The organism is Anaerotruncus sp. G3(2012), from assembly GCF_000403395.2.
Classification (GTDB): Bacteria; Bacillota; Clostridia; order Oscillospirales; family Ruminococcaceae; genus Anaerotruncus.
In genome coordinates this window covers 2,501-23,434 of sequence record NZ_KE159658.1, presented here as the reverse complement: position 1 = coordinate 23,434, position 20,934 = coordinate 2,501, and the positions used below count along the sequence as shown (strand labels likewise).

The 20,934-nt window shown below is 56.5% G+C and carries 21 protein-coding genes, 3 tRNA genes and 3 rRNA genes (1 of these 27 running past the window's edge); 10 read left to right on the top strand and 17 right to left on the bottom strand.

The window, feature by feature from the left end; translation table 11 throughout:
• Window positions 1-414: 414 nt before the first annotated feature.
• The 10 genes from acpP to C814_RS09970 form a co-directional block, all read right to left on the bottom strand.
• Window positions 415-648 (bottom strand): acyl carrier protein, encoded by a 234-nt coding sequence (acpP, locus tag C814_RS10015; RefSeq protein WP_016317687.1) that lies wholly within the window; start codon window positions 646-648, stop codon window positions 415-417.
• A gap of 44 nt (window positions 649-692) precedes the next feature.
• A complete protein-coding gene (locus tag C814_RS10010) occupies window positions 693-1,514 on the bottom strand; it encodes an acetyl-CoA carboxylase carboxyltransferase subunit alpha (RefSeq protein WP_016317686.1) in 822 nt (273 codons plus the stop codon).
• Window positions 1,492-2,379, bottom strand: a complete 888-nt coding sequence (gene accD, locus C814_RS10005; RefSeq protein WP_016317685.1) for an acetyl-CoA carboxylase, carboxyltransferase subunit beta — start codon at window positions 2,377-2,379, stop codon at window positions 1,492-1,494. The genes C814_RS10010 and accD overlap by 23 nt, the downstream gene beginning before the upstream one ends.
• Before the next feature lie 24 nt (window positions 2,380-2,403).
• Window positions 2,404-3,753, bottom strand: a complete 1,350-nt coding sequence (locus C814_RS10000) for an acetyl-CoA carboxylase biotin carboxylase subunit (RefSeq protein ID WP_022788295.1) — start codon at window positions 3,751-3,753, stop codon at window positions 2,404-2,406.
• A gap of 367 nt (window positions 3,754-4,120) precedes the next feature.
• The gene (gene fabZ, locus C814_RS09995) at window positions 4,121-4,564 is read right to left on the bottom strand and encodes a 3-hydroxyacyl-ACP dehydratase FabZ (RefSeq protein WP_016317683.1); all 444 of its coding nucleotides are present in this window, start codon (window positions 4,562-4,564) and stop codon (window positions 4,121-4,123) included.
• Between the two features lie 12 nt (window positions 4,565-4,576).
• Window positions 4,577-5,044 carry an acetyl-CoA carboxylase biotin carboxyl carrier protein gene (accB, locus tag C814_RS09990; protein WP_016317682.1) on the bottom strand — a complete coding sequence of 156 codons (468 nt, stop codon included), beginning with the start codon at window positions 5,042-5,044 and terminating at the stop codon, window positions 4,577-4,579.
• Between the two features lie 4 nt (window positions 5,045-5,048).
• Window positions 5,049-6,284 (bottom strand): beta-ketoacyl-ACP synthase II, encoded by a 1,236-nt coding sequence (fabF, locus tag C814_RS09985; RefSeq protein WP_016317681.1) that lies wholly within the window; start codon window positions 6,282-6,284, stop codon window positions 5,049-5,051.
• A gap of 31 nt (window positions 6,285-6,315) precedes the next feature.
• Window positions 6,316-7,056, bottom strand: a complete 741-nt coding sequence (fabG, locus tag C814_RS09980; RefSeq protein WP_016317680.1) for a 3-oxoacyl-[acyl-carrier-protein] reductase — start codon at window positions 7,054-7,056, stop codon at window positions 6,316-6,318.
• Window positions 7,049-8,002, bottom strand: coding sequence for an enoyl-[acyl-carrier-protein] reductase FabK (fabK, locus tag C814_RS09975; protein WP_037375560.1), 954 nt, complete (start codon window positions 8,000-8,002; stop codon window positions 7,049-7,051). Before fabK ends, fabG begins: the two co-directional genes overlap by 8 nt.
• 145 nt (window positions 8,003-8,147) lie before the next feature.
• Window positions 8,148-9,140: a 3-oxoacyl-ACP synthase III family protein gene (locus C814_RS09970; protein ID WP_016317678.1), complete on the bottom strand. Its 993-nt coding sequence runs from the start codon at window positions 9,138-9,140 to the stop codon at window positions 8,148-8,150.
• Window positions 9,141-9,621: 481 nt separating this feature from the next.
• On the opposite strand from C814_RS09970, the gene fabD reads away from it, so the two are divergent.
• From fabD to C814_RS09955, 3 genes are read left to right on the top strand one after another with little or no spacing between them, the layout of a single operon-like run.
• The gene (gene fabD / locus C814_RS09965; protein ID WP_016317677.1) at window positions 9,622-10,539 is read left to right on the top strand and encodes an ACP S-malonyltransferase; all 918 of its coding nucleotides are present in this window, start codon (window positions 9,622-9,624) and stop codon (window positions 10,537-10,539) included.
• A gap of 10 nt (window positions 10,540-10,549) precedes the next feature.
• Window positions 10,550-11,392: a shikimate dehydrogenase gene (gene aroE, locus C814_RS09960; RefSeq protein ID WP_016317676.1), complete on the top strand. Its 843-nt coding sequence runs from the start codon at window positions 10,550-10,552 to the stop codon at window positions 11,390-11,392.
• The gene (locus C814_RS09955; RefSeq protein ID WP_016317675.1) at window positions 11,385-11,900 is read left to right on the top strand and encodes a shikimate kinase; all 516 of its coding nucleotides are present in this window, start codon (window positions 11,385-11,387) and stop codon (window positions 11,898-11,900) included. Before aroE ends, C814_RS09955 begins: the two co-directional genes overlap by 8 nt.
• A gap of 419 nt (window positions 11,901-12,319) precedes the next feature.
• Here C814_RS09955 and C814_RS09950 read toward each other — a convergent pair whose 3' ends face one another.
• Window positions 12,320-12,973, bottom strand: a complete 654-nt coding sequence (locus tag C814_RS09950; RefSeq protein WP_016317674.1) for a nuclease-related domain-containing protein — start codon at window positions 12,971-12,973, stop codon at window positions 12,320-12,322.
• 570 nt (window positions 12,974-13,543) lie between these two features.
• On the opposite strand from C814_RS09950, the gene C814_RS09945 reads away from it, so the two are divergent.
• The 7 genes from C814_RS09945 (at window position 13,544) to C814_RS09915 (ending at window position 18,071) form a co-directional block, all read left to right on the top strand.
• Complete coding sequence (locus C814_RS09945; RefSeq protein WP_016317673.1) at window positions 13,544-14,077, top strand: DUF4358 domain-containing protein; 534 nt, start codon at window positions 13,544-13,546, stop codon at window positions 14,075-14,077.
• A 196-nt stretch (window positions 14,078-14,273) separates the two neighbouring features.
• Window positions 14,274-15,032 carry a heparan-alpha-glucosaminide N-acetyltransferase gene (locus tag C814_RS09940; protein ID WP_016317672.1) on the top strand — a complete coding sequence of 253 codons (759 nt, stop codon included), beginning with the start codon at window positions 14,274-14,276 and terminating at the stop codon, window positions 15,030-15,032.
• 512 nt (window positions 15,033-15,544) lie between these two features.
• Window positions 15,545-16,126, top strand: coding sequence for a transcriptional repressor LexA (gene lexA / locus C814_RS09935; RefSeq protein ID WP_016317671.1), 582 nt, complete (start codon window positions 15,545-15,547; stop codon window positions 16,124-16,126).
• A complete protein-coding gene (locus C814_RS09930) occupies window positions 16,126-16,947 on the top strand; it encodes a helix-turn-helix domain-containing protein (RefSeq protein ID WP_016317670.1) in 822 nt (273 codons plus the stop codon). The genes lexA and C814_RS09930 overlap by 1 nt, the downstream gene beginning before the upstream one ends.
• Window positions 16,948-17,000: 53 nt before the next feature.
• Entirely contained in the window at window positions 17,001-17,282 is a 282-nt protein-coding gene (locus tag C814_RS09925) for a DUF3795 domain-containing protein (protein WP_016317669.1), read from the top strand.
• Window positions 17,266-17,598, top strand: coding sequence for a TfoX/Sxy family protein (locus tag C814_RS09920; protein ID WP_016317668.1), 333 nt, complete (start codon window positions 17,266-17,268; stop codon window positions 17,596-17,598). Before C814_RS09925 ends, C814_RS09920 begins: the two co-directional genes overlap by 17 nt.
• On the top strand, window positions 17,595-18,071 hold the full coding sequence (locus C814_RS09915; protein WP_016317667.1) for a VOC family protein: 477 nt from the start codon (window positions 17,595-17,597) through the stop codon (window positions 18,069-18,071). The genes C814_RS09920 and C814_RS09915 overlap by 4 nt, the downstream gene beginning before the upstream one ends.
• A 37-nt stretch (window positions 18,072-18,108) precedes the next feature.
• On the opposite strand, the gene rrf (C814_RS09910) is transcribed toward C814_RS09915, so the two are convergent.
• The 6 genes from rrf (C814_RS09910) to C814_RS09885 form a co-directional block, all read right to left on the bottom strand.
• Window positions 18,109-18,225: ribosomal RNA gene (gene rrf / locus C814_RS09910) — 5S ribosomal RNA — on the bottom strand.
• A gap of 33 nt (window positions 18,226-18,258) precedes the next feature.
• Window positions 18,259-18,334, bottom strand: a tRNA-Asn gene (locus tag C814_RS09905).
• Window positions 18,335-18,376: 42 nt separating this feature from the next.
• Window positions 18,377-18,493 (bottom strand): 5S ribosomal RNA (gene rrf / locus C814_RS09900).
• A gap of 3 nt (window positions 18,494-18,496) precedes the next feature.
• A tRNA-Glu gene (locus tag C814_RS09895) sits at window positions 18,497-18,571 on the bottom strand.
• 169 nt (window positions 18,572-18,740) lie between these two features.
• A tRNA-Lys gene (locus tag C814_RS09890) sits at window positions 18,741-18,816 on the bottom strand.
• A gap of 131 nt (window positions 18,817-18,947) precedes the next feature.
• Window positions 18,948-20,934: ribosomal RNA gene (locus tag C814_RS09885) — 23S ribosomal RNA — on the bottom strand; it runs 845 nt beyond the window's last position.

Here is a 20,934-nt window from a genome sequence, read left to right as displayed (position 1 = left end):
CGGGCGAGGGGTCGGTGACCCCTCCCCGCAGGCCCCACCCCGGCAAGCTGGGAGCGACTTCCTTTTTTCTCAACCTAAAGTTTTACTCAATTTTTTCAAAAAATTGCGGTTTCCAAAGGCAGGGCCTTTGGTCGCTCATCACACTGCGAGCCGCAGCGAAGCGTTTCGGAGCGCAACCGCCGAAGGCGGCTCTTGGCGCGGAGATCGAGCGAAATACTTTATCCTGTGAAGCGCGTTTTTCGGGTGAATTGCCTTGCCGCCTGAAAGGCGGAGGGGGGCTTTTGCAAGTGAAAAAGCCCCCTGCTCAGACCGTCGATCCGAAGACAAATATGACACAAAAAAGTATTGACGCAGCTGCACGCCAATACTTTTCCAAATTCCATGTAGTTCCCCTGCAACAGCGGGGCCATGTTTTTATGCGTTGGTATTGTTTTCGATATATTTCACGATGTCGCCAACCGTCTTGATGTTCTCGATCTCCTCATCCGGGATTTCGGTGTCGAACTCTTCCTCGAGGCTCATCACCAGGTCAACAATATCGAGTGAATCCGCACCCAGGTCGCCTGTGATGCTGGCATCCATTGTGACTGCATCCTCTTCAACATCAAGCTGGTCCACCAGAATCTCTCTTACTTTTTCAAATACCATAAATCGTTCCTCCTAGCGTCTTGATTAAACCGGCAGAATACCGGTCAAAGGGGATTGACACCTTTCTGTTCGGTGAATACCCCAACCTTACGAAACTTATAATACCTGTTTTCCAACAGTTTGGCAATAGGTATTTTCATATATTTTGGGATCGTTTCTGAAATATATTGCCGGATTGCCTCCGCGGCCGCCTCGGGGTCGATATGCGCCCCTCCGTCCGGCTCAGGGATAATCGTTTCCGCGACCCCGAACTCAACCAGGTCCTCCGCTGTGATCCGCATAATATTTGCCGCTTCCTTCTCACGGGAGGGGTCTTTCCAGAGGATCGACGCGAACCCGCGCGGCGAGATCACCGAATAGATCGCGTTCTGCATCATCGCCAGCTCGTCACAGACACCCAGCGCAAGCGCGCCGCCGCTGCCGCCCTCCCCCAGCACGATCGAAATGACCGGGGTTTCAAGCTGCATAAACTCCATGAGATTGCGGGCGATTGCCTCTCCCTGTCCGCGCTCCTCCGCGCCTATGCCGCAAAAGGCGCCGGGCGTGTCGATCAGGCAGACCACCGGACGGTGGAACTTCTCCGCCTGTTTGGCAAGACGAAGGGCCTTGCGGTAGCCCTCCGGATGGGGCATCGAAAAATTGGTCTGCTGGTTCTCCTTGAGGTCGCGCCCCTTGACCTGTGCAAGCACTGTGACCGGCTGGCCATCCAGCGTACCGATCCCTCCCAGGATCGCCGCATCATCCCCGTAGAAGCGGTCCCCATGCAGCTCGATAAAATTTTCAAACACCATCGGCAGATAGTCCCGTACGGTCGGACGGTTTTTCTCATGGATGATCTGCATTCTATCCCAGGCTGTCTTTGCCATCGCCGGCACCCCCTGTCTGATGCAGCTTGAGCAGCTGCGAAATGGTCTTGCGCATGGCGCTGCGCTCTACAATCAGGTCAACAAACCCATGCTCCTGTGCAAACTCCGCTGACTGGAAATCTTCGGGCAGCCGCTGCCTGATCGTTCCTTCGATCACCCGGCGCCCTGCAAACCCCACCAGCGTCTTTGGCTCGGCGATGATGATGTCCCCCAGTGAGGCAAAGCTGGCGGTCACGCCGCCGGTGGTCGGATCGGTCAGAACGGTGATATAGAGCAGCCCCCGTTTGGAATGCCGCCCAACTGCACCGGAAGTTTTGGCCATCTGCATCAGCGAGATGATCCCTTCCTGCATCCTCGCGCCGCCGCTGGCTGTAAAGAGCACAACCGGGAGCCGCCTGCCCTCCGCCTGCTCAAACAGGCGGGTGACCTTTTCTCCCACCACCGAGCCCATCGACGCCATCATGAACCGGGTATCCATCACACCGATTGCGCAGGGGCTGCCCATAACCGTACATTCCCCGGTGATGACCGCATCCCGCAGGCCGGTTTTGCGGCGCAGATGGTAGACCTTTTCCGGATAGCCGGGAAAATCAATCGGATCGAGGCTCTTCATATGCTTGTCATACTCAATAAACGTGAAATTATCCGCAATCTGCTCAATTCTTTCCTGCGCGGTGAGCCGGGCGTGGTAGCCGCAGCTGGGGCAGACCTTGTTGCCGAGCAGGAACGCATCCATGAACTCCACCTTGCCGCAGCGGGGGCATTTGAACATCAGATTTTCCGGGATGCTCACTTTCCCCTTTGGGACACGGGGCTTATCGTAGGAAGCCCTCGTTTTGACCTTGGAAAACAGATCCTCAAGCATTTTCATACACCTCCGTTTGCAGATTTACTTGTGGAGCAGGCGGTCGAGGAACCCGATGTCGTAATCGCCCTCGGTGAACTCCTTGTTATGCAGCAGGGAGAGCTGGAAGTCGATGTTGGTGTCGACCCCTTCCACCAGAAATTCCGCCAATGCCCAACGCATCTTCATGATCGCTTCCCGGCGGGTCGCCGCGTGGACGATCAGCTTGGCGATCATCGAGTCGTAGTAGGGCGGGATGGTATATCCGGCGTAGACCGCACTGTCGATCCGCACCCCCGGTCCGCCCGGCATATAGAGCGAGCTGATCTCCCCCGGCGAGGGACGGAAATCCAGCGCCGGATTTTCGGCGTTGATCCGGCATTCGATCGCGTGGCCCTGCATGGTGATCTCTTCCTGACGCAGGCCCAGGCGTTTTCCCTGCGCGATCGCAAGCTGGGTTTTCACGATGTCCACCCCGGTGACCGTTTCGGTGACCGGATGCTCTACCTGAATGCGGGTGTTCATCTCCATGAAATAGAAGTTCCCCTGTTCATCCACCAGGAATTCGATTGTGCCAACGTTGTAGTATCCGGCGGCACGCACTGCGGCTTTGGCAGCTTCACCCATCCGGCTGCGCAGGCTTTCGTTCATCACCGGCGCTGGGGACGGGCACTCTTCAATCAGCTTTTGGTTGCGCCGCTGGACCGAACAGTCCCGCTCGCCGAGATGCAGCACATTCCCATGCTCGTCGGCCAGCACCTGGATTTCGATATGGCGGGGATTGACCAGGAACTTCTCCAGATAGATGTCCCCATCCCCAAAGCAGGCGATCGCCTCCTGCTGTGCGGCGTCGTAGGCGGATTCGATCTCATCGGCAGAACGGGCGATCCGGATACCGCGTCCGCCGCCGCCCGCCGAAGCTTTGACCATCACCGGATAGCCGATCCGGCCAGCGATCTCCCGCGCCTCCTGCGCGTCGGCAACCGCGCCGTCACTTCCCGGCACAACCGGCACCCCGGCCTGTTTCATTGTCTCTTTGGCGCGGGCTTTGTTGCCGAGCAGCTCGATCGACTCGGGGGAAGGCCCGATAAACTTGACCCCACAGGTGGCACAGAGACGCGCAAAATAGGCGTTCTCCGACAGGAAACCAAACCCGGGGTGGATTGCGTCCGCACCGGTCTGCTCACAGACCGCAAGGATCGCGTGCATATTCAGATAGCTGTCCTTGGAGGCAGGCGGGCCGATGCACACACATTCGTCTGCAATCTGCGCGTGCAGCGCCCTTCTATCCGCTGTCGAGCAGACCGCCACCGTCGGCAGGCCCATTTCACGGCAGGCGCGGATAATGCGCACCGCGATCTCCCCGCGGTTGGCAATCAGCACTTTTGAAACCATCATTTTCCCCTCTCAAAAAAGCGTCCCGCCGCGTGCGCGCGGCGGCGGGGGTTCTGCCCCTCGACCCCGCCACCTTTGAAAAGGTGGACGAAACTTTTGGTTTTGTAAGCCCCCAAAAAATCTATCCCCAATTAAAAGCTTTACGCAATTTTTCTCGAAAAATTGCGGTTTCCAAAGGCAGAGCCTTTGGCCGCTCATCGCACTGCGAGCCGCAGCGAAGCGTTTCGGAGCGCAACCGCCGAAGGCGGCAGTTTTTCGGGTGAATTGCCGCCCAACGGGCGGCAGGAGGGCGCTTTTTACAAGAGAAAAAGCGCCCTTGCAAAATGCGAAACAGATTGCTATAAGAGCCTTTTTGTTCCGATAAAATTTATGCGTTTTCGCCTTTGCTGAGTGCGAAGGTGATCTCTGCGCTCGCTGCCAGCTCCCCGTCGACCGTCGCGGTCGCGGTGCCGGTCCCAAAGCTGGATTTCAGCTTGAGCATTTCGACCTCCAGCCGCACCGTATCCCCCGGCAGCACCGGACGTCGGAACTTGGCCTTGTCGATCTTCGCAAAAAAGGCGAGCTTTCCTTTGTTTTCCGGCATCGACAGCACGCACACCGCGCCCGCCTGCGCCAGCATCTCAATGGTCAGGACGCCCGGTGTGACCGGATGGCCCGGGAAATGCCCCTGGAACCAGTAGGAATCAGGCGCAATATATTTTTTCGCCACCACCCGTTTGCCCAGCTCCATCTCCTCGACCTCGTCGATCAGCAGGAACGGGTCCCGGTGGGGGATGATCTGTTTGATCTGCTCTTTGTCCAGCAATACCATGCAAACGCCCCCTTATTCCAGCCGCAGAACCGGCTGGCCGTATTCGACCGGCGCGCCGTTCTCGACCAGCACCTCGGCGACCACGCCGCTCTTATCCGCGGGCACCTCGTTCATCACCTTCATCGACTCGACGATGAACACGATGTCCCCTTCGGAAACCGCCTGCCCGACCTTGACAAACGGGTCTTTATCCGGCGAGCTTGCCGCATAGAACGTCCCGACAATCGGGGAAGTGATGACCTTGCCCTCTGGCTGTTTTTCCGGGGCGGGGACGGAGGCTTCCGCGGCTGCGACTGCCACCGCGACCGGGGCCGCCTGCACCGCAGCGGCGGGGGCCGGGGCCGGCGCTATAGACGGCGCCTGCTGGCCTTTGATTTTCAGGCGGAATTCCTCCACCTCGTAAACCAGCTCGCTGATCTCGTTTTTGTGCATACTGTCCATCAGCGCCTGGATCTGTTCGATCGTCATTTCCTTTGCCATCTTGTCAACCCTCAAATTTCTTCAGAAGTAGCGAAGCATTGTGCCCGCCGAACCCGAGCGAATTGGAAAGCGCGTATTTGATCTCGGTTTTGCGCGCACCTTCGGTCACATAGTCGAGGTCGCACAGTTCATCCGGGACCTTGTAACCGACAGTGGGGGGGAGGACTCCCTCTTCGAGCGCCTTCATGGTGATGATCGCTTCCACCCCGCCTGCCGCGCCGAGCATATGCCCGGTGACCGACTTGGTCGAGCTGACCGCCAGCTTGTAGGCGTGTTCCCCGAACGCCCGCTTGATCGCCGCAGTTTCACACTGCTCGTTCAGCGGGGTGGAGGTACCATGCGCGTTGATATAGCCGACCTCCCCGGGTTCGATCCCGGCTTCCCGGATCGCATGCAGCATCGCGTGTGCCGCGCCGTCGCCCTCCGGGTCCGGCCCGGTGATGTGGTGGGCGTCGTCGGTTGCGCCATAGCCCACGATCTCCCCGAGGATCTGTGCGCCGCGCGCTTTCGCGTGCTCATACTCCTCGAGCAGCAGCAGCCCCGCGCCCTCGGACATGACAAACCCGCTGCGCTCCTTGTCAAACGGGATACAGAGCCGGTCACAATCCTGTGATTCGGTGAGCGCGCCCATGTTCTGGAACCCCGCTACTGCAAATTCATTGATCGAGCCTTCCGAACCGCCGGTGATGCAGAGGTCGAGGTATCCATCCTTGATCTTGCGGAACGCCTCCCCGATCGCGTGTGCGCTGGTGGCGCAGGCAGTGACCGGGGCGAAATTATCCCCTCTGAACTTGTATTCAATCGCGATCTGGCCAGCCGCCATATTACAGATCATCATGGGAATCAGAAAGACCGATACCCGGTCCGGGCCTTTTTCCAAAAACTTTGCGTGCTCGGTGACGGTCGATTGAAAGCCGCCGATCCCGCTGCCGACGATGACGCCCGCGCGATAGGGGTCGATCCCCGAAAGATCGCCTGCACTGTCGATCAGCTGCTTTGCCGCTGCCATCGCAAACTGGGTATACCGGTCCATCCGGCGGGCTTCCTTCTTGTTCAGCCCCATTGCGACCGGGTCCCAGTTGCGGATCTCCGCCGCATTTTTCACCTTCAGCCGGGAGGTATCAAACGACGAGATCGGCGCAAATCCATGTTTCCCCTGTTTGACGTTCTGCCACATGCTTTCTGCATCCAGACCAACCGGTGTGACTGCGCCAACCGATGTGATGACCACTCGTTTCATTCTTTTGCACTCCTCTGTTTTCTATCTCCGTTCACATGACGATTCCGCCGTCCACACAGAGCACCTGCCCGGTGATGTAGGACGCGCTGTCCCCCGCGAGGAACGCCACCGCGTTGGCAACGTCCTCCGGTTTCCCGGTCCGACCCAGCGAGATCCGCTCGATAATCGCCGCCTTTGCCTTATCCGGCAGCTTTTCGGTCATATCCGTTTCGATAAAGCCGGGCGCCACCGCGTTGACGGTGATCCCCCGCGCACCAAGCTCTTTGGCCGCAGATTTGGTCATCCCGATGATCGCGGCCTTGGAAGCCGAATAGTTGAGCTGCCCGGCGTTCCCATAGACACCCGCTACCGACGAGATGTTGATGATCCGTCCGCCGCGCTGTTTCATCATCACCGGCACCACCTGCCGCATCATGTTAAAAACACTCTTCTGGTTCGCCGCGATCACGTCGTCGAACTGTGCCTCCCCCATCCGGGCGATCAGGCCGTCGCGGGTGATCCCCGCGTTGTTGACCAGCACGTCGATCCTGCCCCAGCGCGCCATCACCCGCTTGACCATCTCGGCGCACTCCTCAAACTGCGACACATCCGCGGTAAAGCAATCGGCGTCCACCCCATGCTTCATACATTCGTTGGCGACCTCCCGGGCTGCCAGCGCAGTCTGCTCGTTGCGGCAGTTGATCGCCACATCGAACCCCTGCTGTGCCAGCGCAAACGAGATTGCGCGGCCGATCCCCTGTCTGGCGCCTGTGACCAGTGCAACCTTACTCAAACGTAATCCCCCTCTCAGCAACCAGATTTTTCAGCAGCGCTTCGCTGGTCTGCATCAGTTCATCCGCGATCACCTTTGCAGGGGCGATCCGGGAAACCAGGCCCGAAATCTGCCCCGCCATAAAGCTGCCCTCTTCGAGGTTGCCGTCCTGCACCGCTTTGCGCAGCGAGCCGGCCGCAAACTTTTCAAACTCCTCGAGCGAGATCTCCTCATGCTCCATCTTGGCGAGCTTGCGGGTCAGCTTGGTCTTGAGCGACCGGATCGGTGCGCCGCCGTTGCGGCCGGTCACGATCGTCTCGGTATCTTTGGCCTTGACGATCAGGTTTTTATAGTTCTCATGCGCCGGGCTTTCCTCCGCGCAGACGAAGATGGTGCCGCACTGCACCGCCTGTGCCCCCAGCGCAAACGCCGCGGCGACCCCGCGCGCATCCGCGATGCCGCCCGCCGCAATAACCGGGACCGAAACCGCGTCCACAACCTGCGGCACCAGCGTCATGGTGGTCAGCTCCCCGATATGGCCGCCCGATTCGCAGCCCTCCGCGACCACCGCATCCGCACCCGCGCGCTCCATCCGTTTGGCGAGCGCCGCCGACGCGACCACCGGGATCACCTTGATCCCTGCATTTTTCCACATCTCCATGTATTTTCCGGGGTTGCCCGCGCCGGTGGTCACAACCTTGACCCCCTGTTCGGCACAGATGCGCGCCACATCGTCGGCAAACGGGCTCATCAGCATGACGTTGACGCCGAACGGTTTATCGGTGAGGGATTTTGCCTCCCGGATCATCCCTTCGACCACCTCGCCCGGGGCAGCAGACGCCCCGATCAGGCCAAGGCCTCCTGCGTTGGAAACCGCAGCAGCAAGTTTTGCGTCCGCGACCCATGCCATCCCGCCCTGGAAGAGCGGGTATTGGATGCCCAGCATCCGGGTAATCTCTGTTTTTATCATGTTTGTTTCCACCTTATTTTCATTTTCCTGTATTTGAAACGTTTCCAATGCCGAACCTTCCCCAGCCCTCTGGCTTCTGCCGGCCGCTGTGTGCATCCGTACCCTGCGCCAAGCGTTCGGCCGGTTAGGGAAAAAAGGGGGGTTAGTAGGAGAATACCGCTCCCGCATAGACCAGCCCTGCGCCGAATCCGGCAACCCCGACCTTCTGCCCCCGGGTCAGCCGGCCCGCGCGGATCATCTCATCCAGCGCAATCGGGATGCTGGCTGAACTGGTATTTGCGGTCTCATGGATGTTCACCCACGCCTTTTCCATCGGCAGGCCAAGCTTTTTCATCGCGGTCTGGATGATCCGAATGTTTGCCTGGTGGGGGACCACCCAGTCCAGGTCGGACAGCCCAATCCCCGCCTTGTCGCAGCAGCGGCGGAGTGTATCGGGCATGGCGGCGGTTGCGAACTTGTAAACCGCTTTTCCATCCATATAGAAGGTCCCGTCCTGCGCCGGAATCCCGCAGATCTGGTTTTCCGCCGCAGGCTGTCCCGCAAACGGGATTTCCGGGCGGCGGTGGCGGCCGAACATGAAATGTGCACCGGTCCCGTCCGCCCCAAGATCGGTGGCAAACAGCACATCCTCCGCCTGCACGACACATGCGCCCGCACCATCCCCAAACAGCACGCAGGTCGAACGGTCGGAAAAGTCGGTGGCCCGGGAGAGCATCTCACTGCTCACGATCAAAACGGTGTGTATATCCCCACAGGCGAGATACCGCCGCGCCATATCCAGCGCGTAGACATATCCCGCACAGGCACAGGCGATGTCGATACAGGAGGCGTGGACCGCCCCAATCTCCCCTTGTACTATGCAGCTCATCGATGGGGAGAGATAATCCGCCGTTACGGTGGTAAAGAGGATCAGGTCAATCTCCTCCGGGCGGACCCCTGCCGCTTCTATTGCCCGCTGCGCCGCCTTGACCCCCATGCTCCAGCAGGTGTCCTGCTCTGCAATATGCCGCCGGCTGATTCCGGTACGGGTGCGGATCCATTCGTCCGAGGTTTCCACGATCCGGGTGAATGCTTCGTTTTCTACTACATGGTCAGGCAGATAGCTGCCTGTTCCGCATATCCTGATTCCTGTCATGTACTGCTCCTGTTTCCCCTGCCTTTTTCGCCCCGGGCCTTGCATCCCTCCTGCTGGCTGTGGTAAAATATCCAGCAGATATTCCCTGTCAGACACAGTGCCAGCCGTGTACTGTGCTCCTGAAATCGGGAAGGGCAAAAATGTAACAGTTGTTATATTCCTTCATTATGATAAAGGGAGAGGCCATAATTTGTCAATACCTAATTTGTGAATTTTTTTGGCCGCCCCGGCTGCAAGCTGTTTCACCGGGTCAAAAGCAGGCCCGGAAAACCGCTCCCGGCCCGCCGGGACGGGAATCCCGGAAGAAAGGCGCTGGCCCCTTTGGCCGGTAAGACAGCGTCAGGCGTTTGAGAGAACCAAGGGCCTGTTGAAAAGAGGGAATGAGCAGATTTTTCACAGCAGACGCTGCTTCTATAAAAAGATGGCTATTTCCATTTTTCAGGCAGTCCCTAAACTATTTCAAAGAATGGAGCGATCAGTGATGGCAAAAACAGCTTTCCTTTTCAGTGGACAAGGCTCCCAGTATCCCGGCATGGGAAAGGAGCTTTACGAGGCCTTCCCGGCGGCGCGTGCAGTCTACGAGTGCGGCGGGGATATCCTAGGCTTTGATCTGGCAAAGCTCTCGTTCGAGGGGGACGAGGCGTCCCTCGCCCAGACAAAGGTTTCCCAGCCCGCGATCTTCGCGGTTTCGATGGCGGCTTATGCGGTGGTATCCGAATTTTTGCAGCCGGACGCATTCGCCGGGCATTCACTGGGCGAGTACGCCGCCCTCACCGCAGCGGGTGCTTTCTCTCTCGAGGACGGGTTCCGGGTGATCGGCGCGCGTGCGGCCGCGATGCAACGGGCAGCGGACGCAAACCCGGGCAGCATGTTTGCGATTGTCGGCAGCGATGAACAGACGGTCTCGCGCGTCTGCGAGGAAACCCCCGGCTACCTGCTGCCGGTCAACTTCAACAGCCTGTCCCAGACGGTGATCGCAGGCGAAGTGGAGGCCGCGCAGGCGGCTGCGGACCGCCTTGCGGGGATGGGCGCCAAAGCGGTCAAGCTGGCGGTTTCGAGCGCGTTCCACTCCAGGATGATGGCTCCTGCCGCCGAGGAGTTCCGCGCTGCGATCGCAGATGTCAAAACCAACCCGCTTTCCAAACCATTCTACTCTAATCTTAACGCGAAACCGCTCGATCCCGACACGGATCTTGTCGAATACCTCGCAACACATCTGATTTCTCCGGTCCGGTTCCATGAGGAGGTCTCTGCGATGCTCTCCGACGGGATCGAACGGTTTGTCGAACTCGGTCCCAACAAGGTGCTGACCATGCTGGTCAAACGTGGGTTCAAACAAGCATCCGCCATGAACGTTGAGAACCTCAAGACCCTTGAAAAGCTCAAGGGCTCCCTGTGAGGGCGGGCAGATGGGCGGCTATCGGCTGATCGGGCATCCGCTGGGGCACAGTATGTCCCCGCAAATCCACGAACGGCTCTTCGCGCTTGAGGGACGGACGGACAGCTACAGCCTGTTCCCGTTCCCGCCGGACAAGCTGGAAACACAGGTCCCCATCCTGCGCGGGCTGGAAGGGTTCAATATTACGATTCCCTATAAACAGGCAATCCTTCCCTTCCTCGACAGTTTGGACGATTCTGCGGCCCTTTACGGGGCGGTGAATACCGTCCGGGTGCAGGATGGCCGGATGACTGGCTACAATACCGACTGTGACGGGTTCCTGCGCACGATGCAGGCCCATGGATTTTCGCTGAAAACCTCCGTCTGTGTGGCCGGGGCGGGCGGCGTCGGGCGGATGTTTGCGATCGAGGCGGTCCGGCAGGGCGCGGAACTGACCATCGCTGTGCGCGATCTTTCAAAAGGGCAGGCGCTCGCACGCGAGATCAGCGAACGGTTCGGCTGTTCGGTGCAGGTTTCCACGCTTGATGCGCTCGACCGCCCGTTCGGGCTGATCATCAATGCAACGCCGGTCGGGATGTCCCCGCAAACCGGTATTTCCCCGCTGCCCGGGCCGGTCACTGCGCGAGCCGGCGCCGTGTTTGACTGCATCTACAACCCTCGTGAAACCCGGCTGCTCTGCGATGCAAGGAAAGCTGGGGTCCCTTTTGCGGGCGGGATGGAAATGCTCGTCTGGCAGGCAGCGGTTGCACACGAAATCTGGCATGGCTCGCAGTTTTTACCCGCGCAGATTGATCTGTTGGTCGACGAGATGAATGCCCTGCTCGACCGGAAAGCGGGGGAAGCAGATGCGTAATATCATCCTCTGCGGTTTCATGGGCTGCGGCAAAACCACTGTGGGACAGCATCTGGCGCGGCTGACCGGCCTTTCCTATGTGGACCTGGACGCCGAGATCGAATTCGAGCAGGGGGTCCCCATTCCGGAAATTTTTGCCGCGCAGGGGGAACCGTATTTCCGCGATCTCGAGCACCAGGCGGTCAAGCGCCTGGCGGGACGCTCCCGATGTGTCGTCTCAACCGGCGGCGGCGCGCTCACCTTCCGGCGCAATATCGACGCGCTTTCTCGAGAGGATCTCGTGGTCTTTCTGGATGCAGCATTTCCGATCTGTTACCAGCGGATCAGGTGGAGCGACCGCCCGATCGTGCAGTCGAGCACGCCGGAGGAGCTGTATGCGCTGTTCGAGGCGCGGCGCACATGCTATCTGGAGGCATCTTCCTTCACAGTGGATGCCAGCCAAACAGTGGCGCAGATCGCCGGAGAGATTGCAGCCCGCTACCGCTGCATGGACTGGGAGAAAGCCTGAAAAGCGCACTTTCTCAAAATGCAGAAAAACCGCGTACCGATCTGTCTTTCGCATCGGTGCGCGGTCGTTTTATCATGGTCAAAACAGTTTGATGCAGGGGGCTTTTTCACTTGCAAAAAGCCCCCTCTTGCCGCTTCGCGGCAATTCACCCGAAAAACGCGCTTCACAGGATAAAGTATTTCGCTCATTGCGATGAGCGACCAAAGGCTCTGCCTTTGGAAACCGCGATTTTTTGGAAAAAATCGAGTAAAACTTTCGTTTTGGAAAAAAGCGGCACCCAGCCCGTAAGGCAAACTGAGGGGGCGTCGCGCGAAGCGCGCTTCGGGCTGAAAGCCCGAGAAGCCCCCCGAAGAAGGGCGCTTGCGCCCCGAAATTTTTCTCGATAAAATTGAGTAAAACTTGAAATACCAAACAGGTTCTCAGCCGTCCGCCTTCCTATCCCGCCCGGAATGGAACTTTTCCGGGCTGGCCTGCGCGGCGGCGAGCACCTCCGCTACCTTTTCCACATCCACGTCCCGGTCCTGTTGAAACTTCGTCCGCCCAAGCAGTTTCCCCAGTTCGGAAAACTGCACCACATCTTCGGATTTGATATAACTGGTGACCCCGCGTTTAGCTGCGGTAATCACCACCGCATGCTCGGGGGAGGGCAGCTTGATCCCCGCCTCATGCAGCAGATAGAGCACCCGTCCGGCGCAACGGTCGGCCTGAAGCAGGGGATTTTCCATCCGATAACGCCCCTGTCCAGGAACGCCGAGCGACCAGTATTTGTCACCGGGCTTTCCGTAATAATCCCCGGCAAAGATAATATCATAAACCAGCAGGACCCCAAAATATCCAATCAGGATATGATCCGCCCAGCCGGTTTGCCCGTTGGCCTCCAGTTTCACGTCATCCAGCACCCGGAATCCGCGCGGTGCGGCAAACCGCTTCAGCCGGCGGCTGACCCTGCATTTTTCACTGTGCTCATTTCTGCGCCAGTTGTAAGCGATCCGGACAACTACAATCACCGCCGCTACTGCCAGCATCACCAACCCGGTGATGGCAGCAAACCGGTCGAGATCAAATTTTTCCATGCAACATCCCCCATAATGATCTTAGAGCCTGTTTAGCACCTAAAGTTTTACTCCATTTCTTTGCTCCGGTTTCCATAATTTAAAGTTTTACTCGATTTTTTTCAAAAAATCGCGGTTTCCAAAGGCAGAGCCTTTGGCCGCGCTCCGCAGAGCGCGGAACGCTTTCTCCTGTGAAGCGCCTTTTTCGGGTGAATTGCCGCGAAGCGGCAAGAGGGGGCTTTTTGCAAGTGAAAAAGCCCCCTTGCATAACTACTGAACGGGTTCTTAGAAGCTGTTTTGGATACAGACTTTAAAGGTCCCTTGTACAAACTATAGCAAATTTCATGCGGATTTGCAAGGAAATCTGCTGGATATTCGATTCTCTGTTCTGCCGGTTCTGACCAAAAAAAGGGGGGTTTGTAAACATTGTTTAAAAGGTGGATTGTTACAGTTGAACCGCAGGACAAAATCCGGTATACTCTAATTTGATATCATCAAACCATTGAAAAAAGAAAGATCTGCTTTTCGGCGGCGGGCAACGATCTGCCGCACGTGAAACCGGTCTATTGAGATTGAACTGGAGGCGTTTTTTTGAAACGGCTGATCTGCTTTTGTGCGGCAATCCTGCTGGCCTTCCCGTTGGGCGGCTGCGATTCCGCACAGACCAGCGCAGAGGTGTATCTGGACAGCGGTATAGCTGATTCCGGAGAAGGGCTGACGCTGTACTTTGAGGAAGAGGAGGCTGCCGCCCAGGCGCTTGAGGAAATTTATGAAACCGTGGATGTACGCGGCCTTGCGTTTGCCAACCGGGACCTGCTCAAAAACAAGTTCTTCATCAACCCTGACTATCTCGAGGAATTCCACGTGAAATACGCGTCCGGGCGGTATGGTGTGGCGGATGTATTCCTGCTCAAACCTTACCCGGAATACCGCGCAGATGTGCGTGAATCGCTCGAACAGGTCAAGGTGAGCCGGGTCAAGGAGTTCGAAAATTTCGACATCTACAATTCCTACCGGATCGCACAGGACGCGGTCATCTTTGAGCAGGGGGAATATGTGGTCATGCTCATGCTCGACGATACCGAAACCGCCCGCGCAGTCATCAACCGGCATCTCCCGCAGTAATTCCACACCTGCGGCGGCTTTGTCCCTCGGCCCCGCTGGCTTTGCACTTTTATCTGGGCTTGTGGAGAGGGTCGGCCGTTTCGATTTTCCAAACAGCCCTATTTTGAAATCAGAGAAAAACAGTGATCGGGTTTTTTGAACCGCTTTTTCGCTGTAAGACAACAGCACAACTGTTTTTCAGGGAGGTCCGTTTTCGATGTCCGATTCCAATTTCCGCCGGGTTCCTCTGCTCGATGAACTGCGCGGCCTGGTGATCCTGCTGATGGTCTTTTATCACGCCGCTTACGATCTGGTCTATATCTTCGGCGTGAACTGGCCGTTTTTCAGCTCCCCGCTGATGCACTGGCTTCAGCTTTTCATTGCCACCTCGTTCATTACCGTCTCGGGCATCTGCTGCCGGTTCTCCCGCAACAACCTGAAACGCGGCCTGTTGACCTTCGGGCTTGGCATGGTGCTGACCGTTGTGACCAGTCTGTTCATCCCGGAACAGATCGTCCGGTTTGGGGTCCTGCATCTGCTTGGGGCATCGATGGTTCTTTTTGCCCTGCTCGAGCCCCTGCTCGACCGGATCCCCACCCCGTTGGGGGCCCCGGTTTTTGGATTCCTGCTCTTTGCTACCCTGTATGTCCCCTATCGCGCCATCGGGATTCCTCCTCTGCTCTTCCGGCTCCCCGATGCCCTTTACGAATCCGGGTGGCTGTTCCCCTTTGGATTCCCTGCCGCCGGTTTCTATTCCTCCGACTATTTCCCGCTGGTCCCCTGGCTTTTCCTCTTTTTGGCCGGTTCTTTCCTGGGGGTCTATGCCCGGGAAGGAAGGATGCCTGCCATCGCTTACGAAAGCCATCTGCCGCTGCTCGCCCGGGTCGGACGTCATACCATCTGGATTTATATGCTCCATCAGCCGATCACATACGGCTTGCTGTGGTTTCTGTTCCGTATCCTCAGACAGCCCTGAACGCTGTACAAAACACAAAAAGGCCGGTCTTTCCGCTGGAAACGGAAAAACCGGTCTTTCTCTCTGCCCAGGCAGCAACCCCCGGACAAAAAGAAAAGAACCGGATGCCTGTGCATCCGGTTCAGCTTGTTTGAGGTGTGTTTTGAGGAGGGTAGAGATACTCAAAATGTTTGCGGCTAATCTTGAGTACAGTTATATTATAACGGATCCTCAAAATAGTGTGTGAATGAGCCGTGTACGAACCATGAAAAATATTCACATTTTCTCTGAACATTCTATTGATAGCGTCGAAATTTGCCGATTATACGGCGCAAAACATGGCAATAAAGTTGTTTGGAACATACGTTTGAAATTCTGAAAAAGATATGTTATAATGAGAGCATCTGAAAAGAATCCTTCTTTTCACGCCTGCGGCGGGATTTCCGCAGGCAGCTGCTGTCAGCAGGATTACAGGAGCCAGCTTATGCCGATGATACAGAAGAAACCCTATATTGAGAAAGTGAGGGATCGTCTTGCGGGAGCTTACTACAAAGGAATCCGCTGTATTTGACCTGATCCGGCGGTCGATTGAAAAGGGCGTTATCCCCAGTGTACGCGAGATCGGTGCGGAACTGGGCATCAAATCCACTTCGTCGGTGCACCGTTATCTGACCAGCCTCGAGGAAAAAGGCTACATTGAGCGTGGAGACGGGCTGAACCGCTCGATCCGCCTGCCGGGCAGCCAGGTTTCCCACATCCCTGTGCTCGGCGTTGTCACCGCTGGACAGCCCATTCTGGCGGTTGAGTCGGTCGAAGAATACATCCCGGTACAGCTGCGGGGAAATTCAAAAGAACTGTTTGCCCTGCGGGTGCGCGGGGAAAGCATGATCAAAGCCGGCATCCTCGACGGCGATCTGATTATCGCCCGCCGGACCCCCACCGCTGAAAATGGCGAAATCGTCGTCGCGCTGATTGATGATGAGGCAACGGTCAAGCGGTTTTATAAAGAAAACGGCGGCTTTCGGCTTCAGCCGGAAAATGATACGATGGAACCGATCTATACCGACCATCTGATGATTCTCGGGCGTGTGGTGGGCTTACAGAGGGAGTATTGATGGTACTCCCCTCCTCATTTGCCGAGATCGACCCGATCCTTGTCCTGCCGGGCCAGTTCTATCTGAAGCCCCATTCCCTTTTGCGCCCGCTGATCGCCCATTACACCGTCTCAATCGAGCGGAACAGCTATGGAACCAGCTCCCCTGCACTTTCCCTCATCCCCGATGCGAGCGGCTGTCTGGTGTTTACCTGTGAAAATGGGCAGATCTGCGGACAGGTATGGGGCGCGACCACCCGGGTGGTGGATGTATCCACCCGCCCGGTTCCCTTCCGGCTCTTCGTGGAATTCCTCCCCGGAGGGCTGTTTTCGCTGCTCTACGGCAACCAGGCTGCTCTGCGCGACCTCCGGCTCCCGCTCGAGCAGGTCGATGCCGCACTGCACCATGCAATCTGTGAGACCCTCCAAACGACCTCAACGGCGCAGGAACTGGTCGAAAAGCTGGACAGGCTCTTTCTGCACCGCCTGTTTCTGCATCCACTCCCGGATGCGGCTGTATCGGCCGCAAACCGGCTGATACATGCAGATGGCCTGCTTTCGGTGCAGGAGCTTTCCCGGCTGGAACATTACAGCGAGCGCCATCTGAACCGGCTGTTCCGCCTTCATTTTGGCATGGGTGTCAAAACATTTGCGCGGCTCTCCCGGATCAACGCCGCTATCCGCCTGATGGAGGCCAGCCACAGCCTGGCCAGCCTTGCACAGGAAACCGGATTTTACGATCAGGCGCATTTTGACCGTGATTTCCACGAAATTTGCGGGGTTTCCCCCCGGACATTCCTCCAAAATAAGTCCGATTTTTACAAGGAACCGTTTAAATTTTGAGCTATGATAGAATTGTTTCTATTGTTACCCAAAAATATGAAGGAGGAATTCTCATGATCGAATCAAGATGCGGGTTGCTCTGCTCTGCCTGTGAATATCGAGAACAACCCGGCTGCCAAGGCTGCACGAAGATCAACAAACCGTTCTGGGGGGACGCCTGCCCGGTGAAATCCTGCTGTGAGCAAAAACAGCTTTCACATTGTGGGGAATGTCCGGAATTTTCCTGCGAACTGCTGAAACAATTTGCCTATGATCCAAAGCAGGGGGACGGCGGCAAGCGGATTGAACAGTGCAAACAATGGAAAGAGGAGATGTCCAATGGCGTCCACGCCTGACTTTATGCAGTTTGTGGAGGAGCAGCTCCGGGAAGCCGGGGCGATCAGCCACTATAAAATGATGGGGGATTACGTGGTTTACTGCGACCTAAAGGTCGTCGGGGCGGTGTGCGGCAATCAGTTTTACATCAAACGGCTTCCTGTATCCGAGCCGTTTTTCCCAAATGCAACCCCCGTCGCCCCAACCGGCGGCAAGGACACCCACTTTTTGGTCGAAAATCTGGAGGATACCGCATTTCTGGCACAGCTTGTTCGCGCTGTCTGCGACGCTCTCCCTCCTCCGAAGCCCAAAAAACGGAAGGAGAAAGCTACATGAAATTGCAATGTCCCATGTTGGTCGTTTCGGATTTAGCGGCCTCCCGCGCTTTCTATGAGACCCTGCTCGCACAGGAGGTCATTCTGGATTTCGGCGCAAACATCACCTTCAACGGTGGCTTCGCCCTACAAACGGAAGAAAGCTGGTTGCAATTCATCGGAAAACCCAGTTCTGTTTTAAAAAAGAAGCCTCATGATACGGAGCTTTACTTCGAAACAGAATCTTTTGATAGCTTTCTGCAACATCTGGGAACCCAAACGGTCGAATTGGTGCATCCAGTACAGGATATGCCGTGGGGGCAGCGTCTGATCCGCTTTTATGACCCGGATGGACATATCATCGAGGTCGGAGAAAGTATGCAGACGGTCATCTGTCGTTTTTTGCGGCAGGGTATGTCCGCCGAAGAAGTGGCCCAGAAATCCCAGCACCCGATTGAATTTGTCCGCCAGTGCGAATCCCTGCTGGATCAATAAAAAGAAAAGACTCGGAGTCTCCTCCGAGTCTTTTTCATGCTGGCATAGACCTATCTTCCCGGGCGGTCTCCCGCCAAGTATTGTCGGCACTGCTGAGCTTAACTTCTGTGTTCGGAATGGGAACAGGTGGAACCTCAGCGTAATAAACACCAGCCGTTCGGCATATTGATCGCCTGCCGACGGCAATTGGCGCCTCAAGTTGGACTCGAACCAACGACCCTGCGGTTAACAGCCGCATGCTCTACCGACTGAGCTATTAAGGCAAAATGGGAATACAGCACAACATCTGCTGTGCTGTATTCAAGAGCTGGCATAGACCTATCTTCCCAGGCAGTCACCCGCCAAGTATTGTCGGCACTGTTGAGCTTAACTTCTGTGTTCGGAATGGGAACAGGTGGATCCTCAACGTAATAAACACCAGCCTTTGGTGACCCGTGCGGGAATCGAACCCGCGTTACCGGCGTGAGAGGCCGGTGTCTTGACCGCTTGACCAACGGGCCGCTTTGGTGCGCCATCAGTCCGAGCGCCCGATCAATTTGCCAGTGGCAATTTGATCAGTGAGGAGTCCCTGTCCAAGAGCACAAGCCTGCGCTGTGCGATTGGCGGTTTATCTCCTCCTGTCGGACTTCTAACCGAACATTCCTGCTTCGGTTACGATGCCGCCCTTAATGGTGCGCCATCAGGGACTCGAACCCGGGACCCGCTGATTAAGAGTCAGCTGCTCTACCAACTGAGCTAATGGCGCGTGTAGCTTTCTCAGGTTTCCCTGATTGGAAGCCGTTCTCTCACCGCTTCCGCGCCGGATCTTCTCTAAGATGCTTTACGCACCCTCAAAATCGAACAATGAAAACGCCTATCTAAAACCTTATCCTTCGCTTGGTCAAGCCCTCGACCGATTAGTACCACCTTGCTGCACGCCTCACGACGCTTCCACATGTGGCCTATCTACCTTGTAGTCTTCAAGGGGTCTTACCTGCTTATGCAGTGGCATATCTTATCTTGAGGCCGGCTTCACGCTTAGATGCCTTCAGCGTTTATCCGATCCGCACTTAGCTGCCCAGCTATGCCTTTGGCAAGACAACTGGTGCACCAGAGGTGCGTCCATCCCGGTCCTCTCGTACTAGGGACAGCTCCTCTCAAATATCCTGCGCCCACGACAGATAGGGACCGAACTGTCTCACGACGTTCTGAACCCAGCTCGCGTACCGCTTTAATTGGCGAACAGCCAAACCCTTGGGACCGAATTCAGCCCCAGGATGCGATGAGCCGACATCGAGGTGCCAAACCTCCCCGACGATGTGGACTCTTGGGGGAGATCAGCCTGTTATCCCCAGGGTAGCTTTTATCCGTTGAGCGATGGCATTTCCACTCACATACCACCGGATCACTAACTCCAACTTTCGTTACTGCTCGAGACGTCCCTCTCGCAGTTAGGCTCGCTTTTGCGTTTACACTCAAAGGCATGGTTTCCGTCCATGCTGAGCGAACCTTTGAGCGCCTCCGTTACCTTTTTGGAGGCGACCGCCCCAGTCAAACTGCCCACCTAACAATGTCCCCCGACCGGTTTCACGGCCGCAGGTTAGAATTCCAGTACCTCAAGAGTGGTATCCCAACGTTGGCTCCACGAATACTGGCGTATTCGCTTCTCTGCCTCCCACCTATCCTGTACATGAAATACCGAAATCCAATATTAAGCTACAGTAAAGCTCCATGGGGTCTTTCCGTCTTGTCGCGGGTAACCGGCATCTTCACCGGTACTACAATTTCGCCGGGCGGGCTGTTGAGACAGTGTCCAGATCGTTACACCATTCGTGCGGGTCAGAACTTACCTGACAAGGAATTTCGCTACCTTAGGACCGTTATAGTTACGGCCGCCGTTTACCGGGGCTTCAATTCAGAGCTCTCACTCCTCCTCTTAACCTTCCGGCACCGGGCAGGTGTCACCCCATATACGTCATCTTTCGATTTAGCATAGAGCTGTGTTTTTGCTAAACAGTCGCCTGGACCTATTCTCTGCGGCTCACTCTCGTGAGCACCCCTTTTCCCTAAGTTACGGGGTCAACTTGCCGAGTTCCTTAACAACCCTTCTCCCGTTGGCCTTAGAATCCTCTTCCTGTCTACCTGTGTCGGTTTGCGGTACGGGTGCCTGAGATATCCACAGGGCTTTTCTCGCCTGTATCCAAGTATGCTTCCCTACTATGTTTCGGTCCCTTTCGCCCGGGGCAACCAACGCCCGGGTCATACCCTTCTACAGTGTCCTCCTGCTTAAATCTTTCGGCAGCTACGGAATCTCTACCGTATGTGCATCGGCTACGCCTTTCGGCCTCACCTTAGCTCCCGGCTAACCTGGAGCGGACGAACCTTCCTCCAGAAACCTTAGACTTTCGGCCATTATGATTCTCACATAATTCTCGCTACTCATTCCGGCATTCTCACTCGTATATAGTCCACATGCGCTTACGCTCATACTTCACCCCATATACGACGCTCCCCTACCATTCCTTACGGAATCCCAAGCTTCGGTTACACGTTTAGCCCCGTTACATTTTCGGCGCAGAGTCACTCGACCAGTGAGCTATTACGCACTCTTTAAATGAGTGGCTGCTTCTAAGCCAACATCCTGGTTGTCTTCGCAACTCCACATCCTTCTCCACTTAACGTGTATTTGGGACCTTAGCTGTGGGTCTGGGCTTTTTCCCTTTTGACCACGAGACTTATCTCACGTAGTCTGACTGCTGTACATCAATTATCCGGCATTCAGAGTTTGATAAGGTTCAGTAACCTCTCGGCCCCTAGCCTATTCAGTGCTTTACCTCCGGTAATCTAATACAACGCTAGCCCTAAAGCTATTTCGGGGAGAACC

Bases quoted from the DNA above. Each gene is read 5' to 3' on its own strand.
- acpP (WP_016317687.1), bottom strand. From the start codon at position 648: ATGGTATTTGAAAAAGTAAGAGAGATTCTGGTGGACCAGCTTGATGTT.
- C814_RS10010 (WP_016317686.1), bottom strand. From the start codon at position 1,514: ATGGCAAAGACAGCCTGGGATAGAATGCAGATCATCCATGAGAAAAAC.
- accD (WP_016317685.1), bottom strand. From the start codon at position 2,379: ATGCTTGAGGATCTGTTTTCCAAGGTCAAAACGAGGGCTTCCTACGAT.
- C814_RS10000 (WP_022788295.1), bottom strand. From the start codon at position 3,753: ATGGTTTCAAAAGTGCTGATTGCCAACCGCGGGGAGATCGCGGTGCGC.
- fabZ (WP_016317683.1), bottom strand. From the start codon at position 4,564: ATGGTATTGCTGGACAAAGAGCAGATCAAACAGATCATCCCCCACCGG.
- accB (WP_016317682.1), bottom strand. From the start codon at position 5,044: ATGGCAAAGGAAATGACGATCGAACAGATCCAGGCGCTGATGGACAGT.
- fabF (WP_016317681.1), bottom strand. From the start codon at position 6,284: ATGAAACGAGTGGTCATCACATCGGTTGGCGCAGTCACACCGGTTGGT.
- C814_RS09970 (WP_016317678.1), bottom strand. From the start codon at position 9,140: ATGACAGGAATCAGGATATGCGGAACAGGCAGCTATCTGCCTGACCAT.
- fabD (WP_016317677.1), top strand. From the start codon at position 9,622: ATGGCAAAAACAGCTTTCCTTTTCAGTGGACAAGGCTCCCAGTATCCC.
- aroE (WP_016317676.1), top strand. From the start codon at position 10,550: ATGGGCGGCTATCGGCTGATCGGGCATCCGCTGGGGCACAGTATGTCC.
- C814_RS09955 (WP_016317675.1), top strand. From the start codon at position 11,385: ATGCGTAATATCATCCTCTGCGGTTTCATGGGCTGCGGCAAAACCACT.
- C814_RS09950 (WP_016317674.1), bottom strand. From the start codon at position 12,973: ATGGAAAAATTTGATCTCGACCGGTTTGCTGCCATCACCGGGTTGGTG.
- C814_RS09940 (WP_016317672.1), top strand. From the start codon at position 14,274: ATGTCCGATTCCAATTTCCGCCGGGTTCCTCTGCTCGATGAACTGCGC.
- C814_RS09930 (WP_016317670.1), top strand. From the start codon at position 16,126: ATGGTACTCCCCTCCTCATTTGCCGAGATCGACCCGATCCTTGTCCTG.
- C814_RS09925 (WP_016317669.1), top strand. From the start codon at position 17,001: ATGATCGAATCAAGATGCGGGTTGCTCTGCTCTGCCTGTGAATATCGA.
- C814_RS09920 (WP_016317668.1), top strand. From the start codon at position 17,266: ATGGCGTCCACGCCTGACTTTATGCAGTTTGTGGAGGAGCAGCTCCGG.
- C814_RS09915 (WP_016317667.1), top strand. From the start codon at position 17,595: ATGAAATTGCAATGTCCCATGTTGGTCGTTTCGGATTTAGCGGCCTCC.